At 69.6% G+C, this 17,337-nt stretch carries 19 protein-coding genes; all 19 read right to left on the minus strand.

Annotated features, from left to right (window positions below; genetic code table 11):
* Window positions 1–71 precede the first annotated feature (71 nt).
* Window positions 72–416 carry an FtsB family cell division protein gene (locus ACQY5G_RS13475; RefSeq protein ID WP_428274767.1) on the minus strand — a complete coding sequence of 115 codons (345 nt, stop codon included), beginning with the start codon at window positions 414–416 and terminating at the stop codon, window positions 72–74.
* Window positions 416–1,708, minus strand: coding sequence for a phosphopyruvate hydratase (gene eno, locus ACQY5G_RS13480; RefSeq protein ID WP_428274769.1), 1,293 nt, complete (start codon window positions 1,706–1,708; stop codon window positions 416–418). Before eno ends, ACQY5G_RS13475 begins: the two co-directional genes overlap by 1 nt.
* A 150-nt stretch (window positions 1,709–1,858) precedes the next feature.
* Window positions 1,859–2,590: a lysophospholipid acyltransferase family protein gene (locus tag ACQY5G_RS13485; RefSeq protein WP_428274771.1), complete on the minus strand. Its 732-nt coding sequence runs from the start codon at window positions 2,588–2,590 to the stop codon at window positions 1,859–1,861.
* On the minus strand, window positions 2,587–3,600 hold the full coding sequence (gene thiL / locus ACQY5G_RS13490) for a thiamine-phosphate kinase (protein WP_428274773.1): 1,014 nt from the start codon (window positions 3,598–3,600) through the stop codon (window positions 2,587–2,589). Before thiL ends, ACQY5G_RS13485 begins: the two co-directional genes overlap by 4 nt.
* Entirely contained in the window at window positions 3,597–5,123 is a 1,527-nt protein-coding gene (locus tag ACQY5G_RS13495) for an NAD(P)H-hydrate dehydratase (protein WP_428274775.1), read from the minus strand. The genes thiL and ACQY5G_RS13495 overlap by 4 nt, the downstream gene beginning before the upstream one ends.
* Before the next feature lie 121 nt (window positions 5,124–5,244).
* A complete protein-coding gene (locus ACQY5G_RS13500; protein ID WP_419859780.1) occupies window positions 5,245–5,412 on the minus strand; it encodes a hypothetical protein in 168 nt (55 codons plus the stop codon).
* Window positions 5,413–5,473: 61 nt separating this feature from the next.
* Window positions 5,474–5,836: a Minf_1886 family protein gene (locus tag ACQY5G_RS13505; protein ID WP_310780407.1), complete on the minus strand. Its 363-nt coding sequence runs from the start codon at window positions 5,834–5,836 to the stop codon at window positions 5,474–5,476.
* 129 nt (window positions 5,837–5,965) lie between these two features.
* Window positions 5,966–7,243, minus strand: coding sequence for a serine hydroxymethyltransferase (gene glyA, locus ACQY5G_RS13510; RefSeq protein ID WP_428274778.1), 1,278 nt, complete (start codon window positions 7,241–7,243; stop codon window positions 5,966–5,968).
* Window positions 7,240–8,433: an acyl-CoA dehydrogenase family protein gene (locus tag ACQY5G_RS13515; RefSeq protein WP_428274780.1), complete on the minus strand. Its 1,194-nt coding sequence runs from the start codon at window positions 8,431–8,433 to the stop codon at window positions 7,240–7,242. Before ACQY5G_RS13515 ends, glyA begins: the two co-directional genes overlap by 4 nt.
* On the minus strand, window positions 8,430–9,296 hold the full coding sequence (locus ACQY5G_RS13520) for a 3-hydroxyacyl-CoA dehydrogenase family protein (protein WP_428274782.1): 867 nt from the start codon (window positions 9,294–9,296) through the stop codon (window positions 8,430–8,432). The genes ACQY5G_RS13515 and ACQY5G_RS13520 overlap by 4 nt, the downstream gene beginning before the upstream one ends.
* Window positions 9,283–10,188 (minus strand): lysostaphin resistance A-like protein, encoded by a 906-nt coding sequence (locus ACQY5G_RS13525; protein ID WP_428274784.1) that lies wholly within the window; start codon window positions 10,186–10,188, stop codon window positions 9,283–9,285. The genes ACQY5G_RS13520 and ACQY5G_RS13525 overlap by 14 nt, the downstream gene beginning before the upstream one ends.
* Window positions 10,185–11,396 (minus strand): acetyl-CoA C-acyltransferase, encoded by a 1,212-nt coding sequence (locus tag ACQY5G_RS13530; RefSeq protein ID WP_428274786.1) that lies wholly within the window; start codon window positions 11,394–11,396, stop codon window positions 10,185–10,187. The genes ACQY5G_RS13525 and ACQY5G_RS13530 overlap by 4 nt, the downstream gene beginning before the upstream one ends.
* A gap of 6 nt (window positions 11,397–11,402) precedes the next feature.
* The gene (locus tag ACQY5G_RS13535; protein ID WP_428278703.1) at window positions 11,403–12,287 is read right to left on the minus strand and encodes a 3'-5' exonuclease; all 885 of its coding nucleotides are present in this window, start codon (window positions 12,285–12,287) and stop codon (window positions 11,403–11,405) included.
* A 5-nt stretch (window positions 12,288–12,292) separates the two neighbouring features.
* Window positions 12,293–12,940 carry a redox-sensing transcriptional repressor Rex gene (locus ACQY5G_RS13540; RefSeq protein WP_428274788.1) on the minus strand — a complete coding sequence of 216 codons (648 nt, stop codon included), beginning with the start codon at window positions 12,938–12,940 and terminating at the stop codon, window positions 12,293–12,295.
* A gap of 54 nt (window positions 12,941–12,994) precedes the next feature.
* Window positions 12,995–13,831, minus strand: a complete 837-nt coding sequence (gene rsmA, locus ACQY5G_RS13545) for a 16S rRNA (adenine(1518)-N(6)/adenine(1519)-N(6))-dimethyltransferase RsmA (protein WP_428274790.1) — start codon at window positions 13,829–13,831, stop codon at window positions 12,995–12,997.
* Complete coding sequence (locus ACQY5G_RS13550; protein WP_428274792.1) at window positions 13,828–15,633, minus strand: PP2C family protein-serine/threonine phosphatase; 1,806 nt, start codon at window positions 15,631–15,633, stop codon at window positions 13,828–13,830. Before ACQY5G_RS13550 ends, rsmA begins: the two co-directional genes overlap by 4 nt.
* Window positions 15,634–15,652: 19 nt before the next feature.
* Window positions 15,653–15,985: an STAS domain-containing protein gene (locus tag ACQY5G_RS13555; protein WP_420616868.1), complete on the minus strand. Its 333-nt coding sequence runs from the start codon at window positions 15,983–15,985 to the stop codon at window positions 15,653–15,655.
* On the minus strand, window positions 15,982–16,839 hold the full coding sequence (locus ACQY5G_RS13560; protein ID WP_428274794.1) for a phosphate acyltransferase: 858 nt from the start codon (window positions 16,837–16,839) through the stop codon (window positions 15,982–15,984). Before ACQY5G_RS13560 ends, ACQY5G_RS13555 begins: the two co-directional genes overlap by 4 nt.
* The gene (coaD, locus tag ACQY5G_RS13565; RefSeq protein ID WP_428274796.1) at window positions 16,840–17,331 is read right to left on the minus strand and encodes a pantetheine-phosphate adenylyltransferase; all 492 of its coding nucleotides are present in this window, start codon (window positions 17,329–17,331) and stop codon (window positions 16,840–16,842) included.
* Window positions 17,332–17,337 lie beyond the last annotated feature (6 nt).

Consider the following 17,337-nt stretch of genomic DNA (forward strand, 5'->3'; position numbering starts at 1 on the left):
ATCCTACACGTCGTGGCGCTTGGGGCAAGCCGCCGGCCCCGGGTGCGTCCGGGCGCGGGTCTTGCCGCATATCAGGGTACGTTCACCTGCGGGGGCGTCGCGGAGGCAGCCTCCCCCCGGTCTCCCAGGTCGACGAACCGCACCAGGATCTCCCGGGGCCGGACGAAACCATACCGTTCCCGAGCGACGCGCTCGATCGCCCAGGAGTTCGACACGAGACTGTCGGCCCAGGCCCGGATCGAGGCGAGTTCATCGTTGCGGGCCGTCATCTCCGTTTTCCTCGATTCGATTTCCCCTTCCAGTCGGACCAGATCGGCTCTCGTATATTCTCCGCCCACCATCCAGTAGTAGCCCGCTCCGATGAGGGCGATGAAGGTGATGGCCCGCGTGAGCCGACGGTTGGCCGCCTCCGCCATCACCGGCCTCCGTACACGGCGGCCCCCGCATAGGTCGCCCTCGAGCCGAGCTGTTCCTCGATCCGCAGCAGCTGGTTGTACTTCGCGACGCGTTCCGACCGGCACGCGCTTCCCGTCTTGATCTGTCCGGCGTTCGTCGCCACCGCGAGGTCCGCGATGAACGTGTCGGCGGTCTCCCCGGAACGGTGCGAAATGACGATGCCGAAGTTCGCCTCCGCGGCCAGCCGGATCGCATCCAGCGTCTCGCTCACGGTCCCGATCTGATTGAGCTTGATGAGGATCGCGTTCCCGATTCCCGCCTCGATACCGCGCGCCAGACGATCGACGTTGGTCACGAAGAGGTCGTCCCCGACGAGCTGAACGCGATCTCCGACGCGGGATGTGAGGGTTGCCCAGCCCTCCCAGTCGTCTTCGTGGAGCCCGTCTTCGATCGAGACGATGGGGTATGCGTCCAGCCAGTCCTCGTAGAGCGACACGAGGTCCCGCGCGTCGAGTTCTCCGGCTTCACCGGCGCTCTCGAGCCGGTACGTTCCGGCCTGCGCGTCGTAGAACTCCGATGCGGCACAGTCGAGCGAGAGCGCGACCTCGGCGCCGGGCTCGTAACCCGCGTCGACGATCGCGGCCATGATGAGGTCCAGGGCCTCACGGTTCGAAGACAGGTCGGGAGCCACCCCGCCCTCATCCCCTACGGCGGTCGCATACCCTGCGTCCGACAGTCGACGCTTCAGCGTGTGGAACACCTCCACGCCGACCCGAAGACCGTCGGAGAAACTCTGCGCGCCGAGCGGCAGAATCATGAACTCCTGTATGTCGACCGTGTTGTTCGCGTGCGCGCCGCCATTGAGGATATTCAGCATCGGGACCGGGAGGACGTGCGGATCACCGGCGCCGAACTGACGGAACAGGGGCGTCCCCGCCGAGGCGGCGGCCGCGCGCGCCGCCGCCATGGAGACGGCAAGGATGGCATTCGCCCCGAGGCGGCCCTTGTTCGGCGTGCCGTCGAGCCCGATGAGCGCGGAGTCGAGCCCGCGCTGGTCCGAGGCGTCGCGTCCCAGCACCGCCGACGCGATCTCCCCGCTGACGTGCGCGACCGCACGGCGCACGCCTTTGCCGTTGTAGCGCGCGGGGTCACGGTCGCGCAGTTCGACCGATTCGTGCTCTCCCGTCGATGCGCCGCTGGGAACGGCGGCGCGGCCGACCGCACCGTCTTCCAGATGCACGTCGGCCTCGACCGTGGGGTTGCCCCGCGAATCGACGATCTCGCGGCCGACGACCCTGACGATGGCCGTCACCGGACGCTCCGGCTTCGGTGATGTCTGGGGCGGTTCATGCAGGCGAGTCCCCTCCCCCCGGCGATCCGGACGATCGCGTCTTCCTCCACCCGTGCCGGAAGATAGGGTCCCGCAGCCCCGGAACAAGTCGCGCGCGGACCCACCCGCAGGCTATCGGGACGCACCGCCGCTCGATCCTCCCTCCGGGAGCATCGCCTCGATGGCGGCGCGGGTCCTGCGCAGCAACGTCTTCCGGTCGGCCGGCTCCGCGCCTTCCGGCTGAATCGCCGGCCCCAGCCGCACGGTGATGGAGCCGGGCCTCACCCGCTTCGCGCCGGGCGGATAGACGCGCTGGCCTCCATCGAGCGCCGCGGGAACCAGGGGCGCCGGCGTCGCCAGGGCGAGGGCGAAGGAACCTCGCCGGAAACGCCCCAGTTGGCCGTCACGCGACCGGGTCCCCTCCGGAAACAGCACGAGAGTCAGCTGCTCGGCCTGCATCCGGTCGCCTGCCTCCCGAAGCGTTTCCCTCGCGCTGCGGGCTCGGTCGCGGTCGATGAGCACGTGCCCCGCGGAACGCATCCCCACCGAGAGCATCGGAATGTTCGCCAACTCCTGCTTCGCGATGAAGCGCACGGACGCGGGGAGACCCGCGATGAGCGCCCAGATGTCGAAGTACGACTGGTGGTTCGCGGCAATGATCTGGATCCCGGAGGGATGGAGATGCTCGAGGCCGTGCACCGTCACGCGCACACCTGCCCCCGCCAGCGCGGAGCGAGCCCAGCCGCGATTCGCACGATCCATCCAGACCCGGCCGCCCCCGACGAGGGCAACGACCGCCGCCATGGCTCCGAAGAAGATCGTTGCAAGCACAAGCGTGACGTAGAAGATCGCCGTCCTGATCAACGCTCGGCCTCGAAATGATCGAACCCCGCGGGAAGCGTCGGATTCAACCGCCCGCTCACGGTCAGCCCCTCCCCGTCGCGTGCCCTCCCGACCCGTGTGAGCGGGAGGTCGAAGGCGGCGGCGAACGCCCGCTCCGTACCCTGCATGGCGCCGGCCGGCACGGCGAAGAGCAGTTCGTAGTCCTCGCCGCCGGCAAGGAGGAGGTGTTCCGCGGCCGGCGCCTGACGAAATCCGTCGAGGGCCGGGGCGGCCGGGAGGCGATCCGCCTCGACTTCCAGGGCGACTCCGGAAGCCGCCGCGAGGTTGCGCGCATCCCGCATCACACCGTCCGAAAGATCGATCGCCGCGTGGATCCGGACCCGGTCCCGCAGCCACCGCATTTCCTCGATCCTGGGGCGCGGGCGGTCGAAGGCTCGGCGGGCCCGCGGGTCCGGCTCCAGCCCCCGCGCCAGATCGCGCAGGGCGGCCGCGGCCGCCCCGAGTTCGCCGGTCACCCACAACTCGTCGCCTGGGCGGACGCCGCGCCGCGTCGTCGGTGCCGCCGCGCAGCCGAGGACGGTGACGTCGAGAAAGGCGGGACCCGGCGACGCGACGAGGTCGCCGCCGAGAACCTCCGCGCCGACCCGCCCGGCGATCTCTCCCACGCCCCGTCCGAGCGCCGCGGCGATCTCGATATCCAGCTCGGGGGGCAGCGCCGCCGCCACGACGAGGCCGACGGGGGTCGCGGCCATGGCCGCGAGATCACTCAGCGCCGACGCAGCCGCACGGTACCCGATCGTCTCCCACGTCATCCATTCGCGGCGAAAGTGGATCCCCTCCACGCTCGCGTCGCAGCTCACCACGACCTGCGTATCGTCCGGAGGACGGAAGGCCGCGGCGTCATCCCCCACCGGCAACGTGATGGTGACGGCCGGGTCCCCCCGGGGGGCGTGCGCGCCCGCTCCGTCCAGGAAGGCCTGAATGCGCGCGGTTTCGGGTCCCTCCGCGAGCGCCGGACCGGTGACGTTCATCCGATCTGCTTCCCGGTCGCGGCCCCGGGCAACGCGGGGAGGGCGAGGTTGACCCCCGGCCAGGCTCCGGATCGCAATCTTCCCAGCGCCCGCCGCGCCTCCGGCAGCGCATCCGGCACGTCCGCCGCGGATCCGCCGATCTCGTCCACGTCGCGCAGAATGGCGAGCGCCGTGAGCGTCAGGGCGGCGGACGCCGCGTCGGCGGGGTCGAGGCCGGACGCGAGGCAGGCGCCGCAGACGCCGGTCAGCACGTCCCCCGTACCGCCGCTCGCGAACGCCGGACTCACAAGCGTCGTCGCGCGCAGTTCACCCCCGGGCCGCGCCACCCAGGTGGGTGCCCCCTTGAGCAGCACGGTCGCCTGCGTCGCGTCGGCCAGCCGGCGGGCCGCGGCCGGGGCATCCCCGCGCACTTCGCCGACGGATGCTCCGAGCAACCGGGCCATCTCGCCGGGATGCGGCGTCAGGAGGACGGATCGCCGCGGAGCCGGCGGACCGAACGGCGCCCCTCCCTCCGCCGCCTTCGCCGAGAGCACGTTCAGGGCGTCCGCATCGATGACCAGCGGGACGGACCCATCCTCCAGCACGCGCTGCATCAACGCTGCTCGCTCCGGCCCCGTTCCCAGACCCGGTCCGACCGCGACCGCGCCGGCCCAGCTCAGCGCCGACCGCACCGCTTCGGACGTGGACCAGTCCACGAATACGGCCTCCGGCACGCTGGTCTGCACGACCTCCCGGTTCTCCGGGGCGCTCACGACGCGCACGATGCCGACCCCCGCCCGGATCGCCGCGCGCGCCGCAAGCACCACGGCCCCGGCCATGCCCCGCTCCCCGCCGACGATCGCGAGATAGCCCGCGTTGCCCTTGTGGCCGTCCGCGGGCCGCACCCCGAGCAAGCCGGCCACCCACGCCGCCGTCACCGCCCGCGCCGATGGCGGCGCAGCCGGTGGCGGAAAGCCGATTTCAACGGAGACCAGGTCGCCGATGCGTTCGCGAGCCGGGAACCTCAGAAGGCCCATCTTCGGCCAGCCGAAGGTGACGGTCAGGTCGGCCCGAATCGCGGCACCCGGCACGCGGCCCGTCGTAAAGTTCACGCCGCTGGGACCATCCGCGGAGACCACGGCGGCCCGGGCGGCGTTCACGCGCTCGATGATCCTCGCCTGGGGCGGACGCGGCGCCGACGTCAGGCCCGTCCCCAGGATGCCGTCGATGACGATGTCCGCCGCTGCGAGTTCCCGATCCAGCGCTTCCGACGGCTCGAGCGTCAGTTCCCAGCCCGCGAGGACATCCGGATCCGGAGCACGGCTCCCGCACTGGACGAACCCGACGGTTCGCCCCCAGGCGGAAAGGGTCCGTCCGGCCACGAGGGCGTCCGCGCCGTTGTGGCCGCTTCCCGCAAGCACCGTGACGGGACCGGCCGGGAACCGTTCGTGCACGTGCCGCGCCAGGGCGCGTCCGGCGTTTTCGATCAGCGCGCGTTCGGGTATCGCCCCCGATTCGACGGCGATGCGATCGATCTCCGCCATCTCGGCCGCGGTGGGTAGCCACACCTCCCGCGCGGCACAGCGCCACCAGTCCGCTGACGAGTAGGCAGGAGCCCGGCTGGCGGGACTCCGCGCGGTATCGACGGAGTCTCCGCCGGGGAGGTTACTTGTAGGACTGCTGGACGTTGCGTCCGAAGCTGATCTCACCGTTGTCGATCCGGATGTTGAACCCGCAGTCGGGGTTCGAGCAGACCCATGCCTTGTACCGGATCGGCGCCCCGTCGCGTCCGTAGTCCGAAAGCGGGAGCAGGACCCCCTTCGTGCAACTCAAGCACTCCGTGAACGGCCCCGAATCGGCCACGCGCTCACCCCCTCCCCTTCCAGTTCCTCCCCTACGCGCTCCAGGGGTAGCTGTCCTCAAAAGCTTCGTCGAAGCTGAAGAGCCCCTCGAAGTCCTCTCGCGAATCGTCGGGTTGTTTGATCAGCACTCCACATTCAACCAGCGCGAAGACGATCTCGCCGATGTCCGTCGTGCCGTGCACGCCCCAATGTTCGAGTACGGTCCGCGCCAGAGGGCCGAACCGCTCCAGCGCGAGTTCCCGGACCGCGTCTGCGACCTCGGCGCCGCTGATGTGACGAGGCAGTTCGAGGCTGGACAGCCGGCGCTGGAGGGCAGAGAGCAGAAACAGGTATGCGGCTTCCGTATACCTGGGGTTGCCCTTCCTGATGCCCGTCAGAACCCCCGCTGTGTCCACCTTTTCTCACCTCGTCCCGGGCCCCTTTTTCCGGCCTTTGCGTGCACTGCCCACAAGGACATGAAGGGCAAAGTTAGACAGGGGAAAAAGTTGGCGTCAAGCTACGCTCTCGCCGCGAACGTCGTCGTTCTACGGATAAAGCGGGTAATCCGCGCACAACGCCCGGACCTCGGAGTCCACCGCCGAGAGCGTCGCATCATCGCCTTCGGAGCGCAGCACACGGTGCATGAGGTCGGCGATTCTCTCCATTTCGTTCTCGCCCATGGAGCGGGTCGACACCGCCGCCGTCCCGATCCTTATGCCGGAGGCCACGAAGGGCGAACGGGTCTCGAACGGCACGGTGTTCTTGTTGACGGTGATGCCCGCCCGACCCAGGAGAGCCTCCGCATCCCGGCCCGTGAGATCCGTCGTCCGGAGGTCCACGAGGAGGAGGTGCGTGTCCGTTCCTCCCGCCACGAGGTCGTAGCCGTGTTCGGCGAGCCGCCGTCCCAGAGCGCGGGCGTTGCGCACGACGAGGTCCGAGTATTCGCCGAACTCGGGGCGCAGGGCCTCCCCGAGCGCGACCGCCTTTGCGGCGATCACATGCATCAGGGGACCGCCCTGGAGTCCGGGGAACACGGCCTTGTCGACCGCCTTCGCGTGCTCCTCGCGGCACAGGATGAGCCCGCCCCGCGGCCCGCGCAGCGTCTTGTGCGTCGTCGTCGTCACGACATCCGCGTGCGGCACCGGGGACGGATGGTGTCCCGTCGCCACGAGACCCGCGATGTGCGCCATGTCCACGAGGACGCGGGCGCCGCATTCCTCGGCGATCTCCGCGAAACGTCCGAAATCGATCCGTCGCGGGTAGGCGCTGGCACCCGCGATGATGACGGAAGGACGCACGTCCAGCGCGGTCGCCCGGAGGGCGTCGTAGTCGATCGTCCGATCCGAGGCTCGCACTCCATAGGGGACGACGCGGTACCAGAGACCCGAGAAGTTGACGTGCGATCCGTGCGTCAGGTGCCCCCCGTGCGAGAGATCCATCCCGAGGAGCGTCGCCCCGGGTTCGGTGAGCGCCTGAAGCGCGGTCATGTTCGCACCGGAGCCGCTGTGCGTCTGGACGTTGCTGTGGTCCGCCCCGAACAGCCGGTGCGCGCGCTCGCGGGCGAGATTCTCGACCTCGTCCACGAACTCGCAGCCGCCGTAGTAGCGGCGCCCGGGATAGCCCTCCGCGTACTTGTTCGTCAGCACGCAGCCGGTCGCCTCGAGCACCCCCCGGGACACGAAGTTCTCGCTCGCGATCAACTCGAGACCCGTGCGCTGTCTCTCGAGCTCCCGGTCGATCGAAGCCGCCACCGCGGGATCCGTCTCGCGGAGCGGGCGTGGGTCCAGGGCGCCGATGGCTCTGCGTTCGGCCGTCGCACTCACACGTATCCCCTCTCTCTGTAGAGTTGCCGCGCGATCAGGCTGCGGTGCATTTCGTTGGCTCCCTCGTAGATCTCGGTGACCTTCGCGTCCCGGAAGAGACGTTCCACGGGGTATTCCCGCGAGTATCCGTAGCCCCCGAACACCTGGACGGCGTCGCGGGCGTTCGTCATCGCGGTCTCGCTCGCGAACAATTTGGCCACGCTGGAGAGGCGGCGCGCCCGCGGGTCGCCCAATGTGTGCGCGGCGGCCGCACGCTCGAGGAGCCCCCGCGCGGCCTCGAGCCGGGTCACCATGTCGCCGAGCTTGAATTCCATCCCCTGAAAGTCCCGAAGTGAGCGCCCGAACTGGCGTCGAGTCTCCGCGTATTCGAACGCCGCGTCCACCGCGGCCGAGGCGATCCCGAGCGCCTGCGCCGCGATCCCGAGCCGTCCCGCCTCGAGGCCTTCGAGCGCGTAGCTGAAGCCCCGGTTCACCTCTCCGACCATAAGTTCTTGCGGCAAAAAGACATCCTTCATAGACAAAGCGACCGTCTCCGAACCTCGCTGTCCCATCTTCCGCTCTTTCCTGCCGACCGACAATCCGTCCGTCCCGGCCGGCAGGAGAAAGGCGCTGATGCCGCGCGATCCACGCCGGTCATCCACCGTATCCGTCCGGGCGAAAATCAACACGACATCCGCGGACGCGCCGTTCGTCACCCACATCTTCTCCCCGTTGAGAATCCAGCCGCCGTCCGCGGGTGTGGCCTGCGTCCGAAGCGCCGCGGCATCCGTTCCGGAACCGGCTTCGGAGAGAGAGAAGGCGCCGAGCACCTGCCCGCTGGCCATCCTGGGGAGCCACTCCTCTCGCTGTGTCTCGCTTCCCCGGCGCAGGAGAATCGCAGCGGCGAGCGAATTGTGAATGCTGACGGAGACCGCGACCCCGGCATCGCCCCACGCGAGTTCCTCCAGCACGTAGAGGTAGGTGACGAGATCGAGCCCGAGACCGTCGTACCGCTCCGGCACCCGCATGGCGAGGAAGCCGAGCTCGCCCAGTTCCCGGTGGATCTCGGCATCGAAGCGGTCCTCGTTCGCGTCCCGGGCTTCCGCCGTCGGCTGTAGCCGCTCTTCGGCGAACTGGCGGGCGAGCGTGAGAATCTGCTCCGCCTCGGAGGAGAGTTCGAGGGCAGACCAGGAGCGGCGGCCGGTCATCATGCCGCGGTGTAGTCGTAGAAGCCGCGACCGGACTTCCGGCCCAGCCGTCCGGCGGCGACGTACTTCGCGAGCAGCGGACAGGGGCGGTACTTGGAGTCGCCGAATTCCGCGTGCAGGACGCGCATGATCGCGAGGCACGTGTCCAGTCCGATGAGGTCGGCGAGCGCAAGCGGTCCCATGGGGTGGTTCATGCCGAGCTTCATCACGGTGTCCACCGCCTCGACCTCCGCCACGCCCTCCATGAGACAGTACACGGCTTCGTTGATCATCGGCATCAGGATCCGGTTGGCGACGAAGCCGGGATAGTCGTTCGCCAGGACCGCCGTCTTCGAAAGCCGCGCGCAGAGGCCGAGGGTCAGGTCGGCCGTATCGTCGGAGGTCTCGAGCCCCCGAATGACCTCGACGAGACGCATGACCGGCACGGGGTTCATGAAGTGCATCCCGATCACGCGCCCCGGATCGGCGGCGTGCGAGGCGATGAGCGTGATCGAGATCGAACTCGTGTTCGACGCAAGCAGCGTTTCCGGATTCACGACGGCGGACAACTCCTCGAAGAGCCTGAACTTGAGCGTCGGGTCCTCGCTGGCGGCCTCAACGACGACGTCCGCGTCCTCGAGCGCCGCCAGCGACCGCTCCGCCGTGATCCGGTCGAGCGCCGCCCCGGCCTCGTCCGTGGAGATCAGCTCCCGTCGGGCTTGGCGCGCGAGGTTTCGTTCGATGGAAGCCCGCGCCCGGCCGAGCGCTTCCGGCGCCACGTCCACGAGGCGGACCTCGATGCCGGCGAGCGCTAAGACGTGGGCAATGCCGCTTCCCATCGTCCCCGCGCCGACGACGCCGACCCGCGACACCTCACCCGCTCGCATCGAGACTCCCACCATTGTCGTCAGGGCCTCCCGTCGTCGTCGACAACCGGGCACCGGATCGGCTTCGCGACCCCGCGACCCGCCACAGCCACGCGGTCCCGAGTACGGTCACGAAGGTGATCATCAGCGCCCCCTCCGGCCCGAAGGCACCGCCCGTCCACAGTACCGGGCCCGTGACGGCGGCTTCGAGGCCGGAGACCGACACGTCGAGCCCGCTCACGGGCAGACCGCTCGCCGCCATCACCCAGTTCCAGCCGAAGTGGAGCCCCGTGACGAACCACAGGCTGCCCGAACGCCAGTACGCCACGCCGAGCAACACGCCGGCAAGCGTCAGGTTGACGAGCGCGAGCGGCGTCACGCCCGGGTTGGCGCCGTGCACCAAGCCGAACGCCACCGAGGTCGCGACCACGGCGGGAACGGGCCCGAACCGGAGGTGGAGGACGCGGAAGGGATACCCGCGAAACAGGAGTTCCTCCGTGAACGCAGCCACCAGCAGGAGGGCCGAGACATTCAATCCCCCGAGGACCGGCGCGGCTGACACCGTCCACGAGACCCAGCCGGGTGCGGCCAGGGCGAGAATGGCGGCGCCGATGATCGCAAGTCCCGCCAGCACGCCGGAACCGAGTTCCACGAGGCCCGGCGGTCCGGGCCTCAACCCGAGCGCGGACAGCGGACGCCTGTCGATGCCGACCGCCAGCAGCCAGGTGGCCGCACACGCGGCGAGGAGCACGGGCGCGACGGTCCGCCAGTCGATGGACTCCGCCGCCTCGGCGCCCGGAAGGCCGGCGATGACCGCGGTCGCGAACCCGAACACAAGTCCGAAGGCGATGAAGAGACCGGCGAATGCCGCCAGCCGCCCGGCCCAGGCGAAGCCTTCGGGCTTCACGTTCATCGCCGCTCCACGCTCAGCGCGACGGCGTTGCCTCCGCCAAGACACAGGGTGGCCATCCCCTGCTCGACGTCACGGTCCCGCATGGCATGGAGGAGCGTGGTGAGGATCTTCGCGCCCGAAGCCCCGATCGGGTGACCGAGGGCGATCGCCCCGCCGCGGACGTTCACGCGATCGAGATCCAGCCCCAGTTCGCGGGCGTCCGCGAGACACTGCACGGCGAACGCCTCGTTCATCTCCACGAGTCCGTAGTCGGCGACAACCGTCCCATCGAGCGTCATGAGCTTCCGCACGGCGTCGACCGGCGCGAAGAAGAGGTCGCGGGGCGCCATCGCGCCCACGGAATACGCCCGGATCCGCCCGAGGACCGGAAGGCCGTGCGCCGCGGCGTACGCTTCGGACGTGACGAGCGTGGCCGCCCCTCCATCGTTGAGGCCGGGCGCGTTTCCGGCCGTGACGCTGGGCTCGGTGACCTCCGGCGGAGCATCGCCCGTGAAGGCGGGCTTCAGCTTTGCGAGCGCCTCGAGCGACGTCCCGCGACGCGGAGGCTCGTCGGCCTCGATCGTCACGGTCCCCTTGCGCGTCTCGATGTGGACGGGGACGACTTCTTCGGCGAATTCCCCCCCATCGATCGCGCGGATCGCCTTCTCGTGGCTACCGAGCGCGAAGGCGTCCTGGTCCTCGCGGCTCACGCCCGCCCTGTGGGCCGTGTACTCGGCGTGGCCGCCCATGTGACAGGTACCGAAGGCGCACCACAGACCGTCGTGTATGAGACCGTCGACGAGCGACCGGTCTCCGAACTTCACTCCCTCCCGGTGTCCCCGGAGGAGATACGGGGCGTTCGACATCGACTCCATCCCGCCGGCCACGACCGCCCGGGCGTCGCCGGCCTTTATCGCCTGCGCCGCCAGCATAACCGCTTTCAGGCCGGAACCGCAGACCTTGTTCACGGTCACCGCCGGGACCGTCACGGGCACCCCGCCCCGGATCGCCGCCTGGCGGGCGGGCGCCTGTCCGACCCCCGCCTGCACGACATTCCCCATGATCACGTCGTCGATCTCCTCCGGGTCGACGCCGGCCCGGTCGACCGCCGCCGAGATCGCGAGACCGCCGAGATCCGGGGCCGCGAACGAGGAGAGTCCGCCCATGAAGCGACCCGTGGGGAGCCGCGCGGCGGAGACGATGACCGGGGTTCTTTCGCTATCGCTCATGTTCCATCACTCATGCCGTCGTTCGTGTTTTTCAACCCGTTCGGAAGGCCGATCCCGCCGTTTGTCGCGCTCGCGTCGCGGAACCGGCCCGAGAGCCTTTCGGAGCGCGGGCCACGTCGTCCAGCCCCGTCGTTCCGCGTCCTCGAGCATGCGGACGAGGATCCGGGCCGTAGCGACCGCGTCGCCCCGCGCGCGGTGCCGTTCGCGGATCTCGATCCCGTAGTAGTCGGCGACCGAGTCCAGGCCTCGACGCTCGAGTCCCGGCAGCAGCCGGCGCGCCATGTGAACCGTGCACAGCCGAGGTCCGCGCGGCAGGCCGGCCCCTGCCCGCCGCATCTCGGCCCGCACGAAACCCCAATCGTACGCCGCGTTATGTGCAACGAAAACCCGGCCGCGCAGGTGCTCGCGCACCGGATCGCAGATCTGGGAGAACCTCGGTGCCCCGTGCGTCATCTCCGTGCGGATGCCGGTGAGGCGCGTGATCCACGGCGGAATCGCCACGCCGGCATCCACGAGCGTCGAATAGCATCCGCCGATGGCGCCACGATCCACGTCCACGATCGCGATCTCCACGACCCGGCCGTTCCCCCCCGCGACACCGCCGTTGGTCTCGACGTCCACGACCGCGTATCGGAGGTCGCGCAGCCCCCTGGCCGCCGCCCTGCGGGTCCGCCGGCTTCCCCCGGCCAGCCGCCAGGCATCGCCGTCCTCCCCGTCGCGGGCGACCTCGGGAATCCCCTCGAGCAACTGTGCGACGAGCCGCCCGGCCATCGTCGGCGGACACCCGTGCATTCCGAGCACCTCGGCGGCGAGTTCCACGGACGAGCGGGGACCATCCTCGAGGCGGCGCAGCGCCTTGCGCACCAGCACCCCGTCGGGCGCGAAGTGCATGCCCGTCACGCATCGCTCCCGGTACGCCGACCCGCCTCGGACATCAGGTAGCTCAGGCCTTCCAGTTCGAGCACGATGTCCACGGTCCGGATCGGCACGCCGTTAACCTCGGAGAGTTCGATCGGCGCGAAGTTGAGGATCGCGCCCACCCCCGCACGCTCGAGTTCCGCAGCGACCTCGGCGGCCACCTCCGTGGGGGTCGCGACGACGCCGATCTCCGCTCCGCGCTCCGCGATGACCGGCCGGAGTTCCCTCATGGGACGAATCCTGAGCCCGTGCGCCCGTGTCCCGATCTTCGCCTCGTCGACATCGAAGGCCGCGACGACATCGAAGCCGCGCGCCGCAAGCCCGCCGTACCCAAGCAGCGCGGACCCGATCTTGCCGACACCCACCAGCGCGAGCCGCCAACTACGCGAGAGCCCGAGGATTTCCTCCAGCGCCCGGACGAGCCCGTCGACCGAGTATCCGCGCCCGCGTTTCCCGAACGAGCCGAAGTGGCTCAGATCTTTCCGGACCTGGGCCGCGGTGGCCCCTGAAGGTTCGGCAAGCTGCGAACTGGAGACGAACTCGACGCCGGCTCGCTCGAGGTCGCGCAACATGCGGAGATACAGGGAGAGGCGCCGAACCGTCGAATCGGAAATTCTGCCGCTCATGCCCGCCCTTGTGAAAGGTTTCACAAACCAAGATAGGGCCGGCCCGTGCTCAACTCAACGCGACGCGCCCCCTTCCTTTCCGGCCCGAAGCGCCGCCGCCAGGCGCACGAAGGTCGGAGGATCCAGCATCTCGGGTCGCACTGCGGGATCGATCGAGAGTCGCCCCAATACCGCGTCCACATCTCCGGCGAAACTAAGCTCCGGAGCCGTGCGCAGCGTCTTCTGCAGTTGCTTCCGGCGGCGGTTGAAACACGCGCGCGTCAGCGTCCTGAGGGCCACGCGGTCCACGTCGGCGGCGTCCGGCCGCGGTTCCAGGCGAACCACCGCCGAATCGACCGCGGGGACGGGACGGAACGCCTGGCGGCCCACCCGGAAGGCAAGCGAGGCGACGGCGATGGCCTGTACCCCCACGGAGAGCGCGCCGTACGCCTTGATGCCCGGCGGCGCGACGATGCGTTCCGCCACCTCTCTCTGCACCGTGAGCACGATACAGCCGGCCGGCGGCTCGAGTTCGAGAAAGGTGAAGACGAGAGGCGACGTGATGTTGTAGGGGACATTCGACACCACGCGAACTGCGGCGGCATCCCGCACGAACTCCGAGAGTCCGATGCGAAGCGCGTCGCCTTCCACGACGTCCACGTCCGGCCGGTCCCCCCAGCGGGCGCGGAGCCCCCGGGCAAGGTCGCGATCCTTCTCGACGAGGATGAGGCGACGGCAACGGCCGACCAGGTATTGGCTGAGCTCTCCGTGCCCCGGTCCAACCTCGAGCACGACATCCGCGGACCGCGGGTCGAGCTCCCGCACGATCTTGCGCTGGATGTTCGGGTCGACCAGGAAGTTCTGGCCGAGCGCGCGCTTCGGCCGGGTGCCTTCGGCCTTCCCGGCGCTCACAGGGAAGCCGCGACGGCCGTCCGATCGTCCAGCCTCATCTCGTCATCGCTGTCCGCGAAGAGGGCCGCCACGAGGAGCTCGGGATCGAAGTCTCCGCGGTCGATACACCTCCGCACCCGGGCATCCGGCGTCTCGAGAGGATCGCTGAGCTCGGCGAGGCCATCGGTGAACGCCAGCAGCGTTTCCCCGGCCGACGGAACCCGTGCCTGCCGGTACGACCGGACCGTGGCCACGCCGACCGGGGGATCCAGCGCGGCGAGACGGCGTGTCCCGTCCGATCCGAGCAGGTACGCATACGGGTGGCCCGCGTTCGCGTAGCGCAGTTCTCCACGCTCGGGATCGATGACTCCGTAGACGAGCGTCATGTACATCTCGGTCGCGTCGAGCGCCGCCCGGAGCTGCCCGTGCATGGCGTCCAGGACGGCCGCGGGCTCGGTCTCCACGCCCGTCGCCAGGACCACGGCACTCAGCGTGCGGGCCATGATGAGCGCGGCGGAGGGACCGTGTGAACTCACGTCGCCGAGCATGACTCCCAGACAACCGTCCGCGAGCCGGACGAGGTAGTAGAAATCGCCGCCCAGGGAGAGCGCGGGATCGCAGCGGGCCGCTATCCGTCCAAGATCGCGAAAATCCTCGGGGGGCGGCAGAAGTTTCAGTTGCAGATCCCGTGCGATTTCCAGTTCGGCCAGCACGCGCTCCCGGCGCAACCGTCGTGCGAGGAGCCGCTCCCGCGAATGTTCGCCCTCGGCCACGGCGCCGATCCAGCCCGCGAGCAGTGTGGCGGCGGCATCGCCGCTGCTCGCCGGCTCGTGGACGAGCCGCAGCCGTCCCGCATCACCCAGCGGCCACGTCTCCCGAACCTCCCGCGGGCCGTTCGACTCCTCGTCATTCTCCCAGCTGTCGAACAGCACCTGCGAGCCATCCTCGAACCGCCGGTCGAGGCGAAATCTGAGACCGGTGACCTCGGCGAAACGCCTCAGGAGAGGTTCGATCCTCACAAGGGGATCCGGCGCGCCCCGGAACGAGAGCGTGACCCTGTTGCCGGTCTCGTTGAACGTCACGCCATCGGCGAGCTGCCTCAGAAGAAAGAGGCCGCGCCCCCGCGGCCGCCCGATGCCCTCCTCCGATACGGGATCCGGCACGGCATCGGGATCGAAACCGCTCCCCTCGTCCGAGACCTTCACGCGCAGCCCTTCCGTGTGTGCTTTCGCGGTAACCCGCACGACGGCGCCGGGACGGTCGCCGCCCCCCCAGAGGATCGCGTTCGCCACGGCCTCGCCGAGCGCGACCCGGAGTCGGAACGCCGTCTCGCCATCCAGATCGGCGAGGTGTCGGCATGCCACGACGACCCGCTCCACCACCGCGCGCTGGTAGCGCACGTTCGAGGGAAACACGACGCGTATGCGCCCCGACTCATCGACGTCCAGGTTCAGCTCGGGCGCTTCCGCGGGCGAGGTGTGTTTCTGCCACACGAGCCCGAGTTCGGCCGCGTTGAGTGGATAGAAGAGGTAGTCGGTCCAGTCTTCGGCCAGCGCCGAACCCAGACGGTCGACCCATGCACCATCGACGAGCGCCACGAGAGCCGAGGCAGCGCCGAAGCGCCGGTGCAGGTAAGGCATCGTCGCGCGCGGCTCGGCGATGTCGACCAGGATGAGATCCGTCGGGAGCACCGTCAGAGGGCGCCCGAAGAGCCCTCTCACTTCGGGAGGCGGATCGATCTCGGCGGCGGCGTCCGCGACGGCCCGGAGGATGTCCGGCCGGCTGGAGAGGACCAGGATGCGGGCCGAGTCTCCGTCCTTCATTCCGGAGCTGCGGCTCCGATCAGGACTCGCCGAGCGCCGCTGCCCGGGATTCGGCGATCTCGAACAGCGAGTCCAGCCTGGTCAGGGCGAAGAGCCGCTGAAGATCCTCGTTCAGCCCCGCCAGCGTCAGGCGGCCGCCCGTGTCTCGGATGTGCTTGGAGAGACTGACGAGTACCCCGAGCCCGGAGGAGTCGATGTAGTCGGCCTCGGTGAAATCGATGACGAAGTCGGCGTCCCCATCCGCCAGGCGCGCAAGCACGCGCTCCTTGAATTCGCCGCGGTTGTTGATCGTGAGCTGTCCGCCCACGGCGACGAGGGTAATGGCTCCCGCCGTTTCGATCGAAAACGTCATCCTTCGCTCCCGGGTGACATGAGGGCCGTGATGCAAGCGACATCCACGATATCGGAGACCGAGGCGCCGCGGGAGAGGTCGTTCAGCGGTCGCCGCAGGCCCTGGAGGATCGGCCCCAGCGCGCGTGCCCCGGCGAGTCGCTCGAGCAGCTTGTACGCGATGTTCGCGGCGTCGAGGCCGGGAAAGACGAGCAGGTTCGCGCGCCCGGCCACCGGAGATCCGGGAGCCTTCAGCGCCGCGACGTCCGGCACGAGCGCCGCATCGGCCTGCAGTTCACCGTCGGCCGCGACTTCGGGGCGAAGGCGGCGGAAGATGTCCAGCGCCTCCCGCACATGTTCGACCGCCGGCCCCGCAGCCGAGCCGAGGGTCGAATACGAGAGAAACGCAACGACCGGTTCTTCTCCCGCCACGGCTCGGTGCGCGTGGCAGGCCGCCGAAGCACTTTCCGCCATCTGGGCCGGGGTCGGCGCCGGGACGACCGCGGCGTCCGTAAGCGTGAGCACCCGCTCGCCGGGAGCGGGAAAAACCATGTGGAAGGCGGCCGAAACCGTCTCCACGCCATCGGCGAGACCGACGACCCGCAGACCGGCCCGGATGACGTCCGCCGTCGCGTGCGCGGCCCCCGCCACAACTCCGTCCAGTTCCCCCGCCGCGAGCCGCTGCGCGGCGTTCGCGAGGCCATCCCCGCCGGCGCGGATCTCGACGGGGCGTACCCACTCTTCCTCCCGCAACCGGCGAATCGCCCGCGCGGTGCGGGCTTCGTCCGCCTCCGGAAAGCCGATCCGCCGCTCGAGGGCGGCGGCCCGTGTCCTCAGCCGGCCGATGAAGCCGGGTCGGGTCGCGTGAGACGTCACCTAGCCGTCGAACGCGCGGTCCATGCGGGCCTTCACGATCGGGCTCACGAAGTCCGTCACATCTCCGCCGAGACGTCCGACTTCGCGCACAAGCGACGAACTCAGGAAGGTGTGACGCGTGGCGGGCGCCATGAAGAGGACCTCGACTTCGGGCCAGAGCGAGCGGTTCATGAGCGCCATCTGAAACTCGTACTCGAAGTCGCTCACGGCACGCAGCCCGCGGACGATGATGCGGGCCTCGCGGGAGCGGGCGAAGTCCACGAGCAGGCCGGAGAACGACGTCGCCTCGACCCTCGGTTCGTCCGCAAACACTTCGCGGATCAGATCGACGCGATCCTCGATCCCGAACAGCCCTGATTTTGCCTGCGTGGCCGTCTCCGCCACGGCGACGATCAGCCGGTCCACGATCCCCAGGCTCCTGCGTACGATGTCCTCGTGTCCGACCGTCAACGGGTCGAAGGACCCGGGGTACACGGCGACGGTGTTGTTCATCGAGTT

Source organism: Candidatus Palauibacter sp. (genome assembly GCF_965261555.1).
Taxonomy (GTDB): domain Bacteria; phylum Gemmatimonadota; class Gemmatimonadetes; order Palauibacterales; family Palauibacteraceae; genus Palauibacter.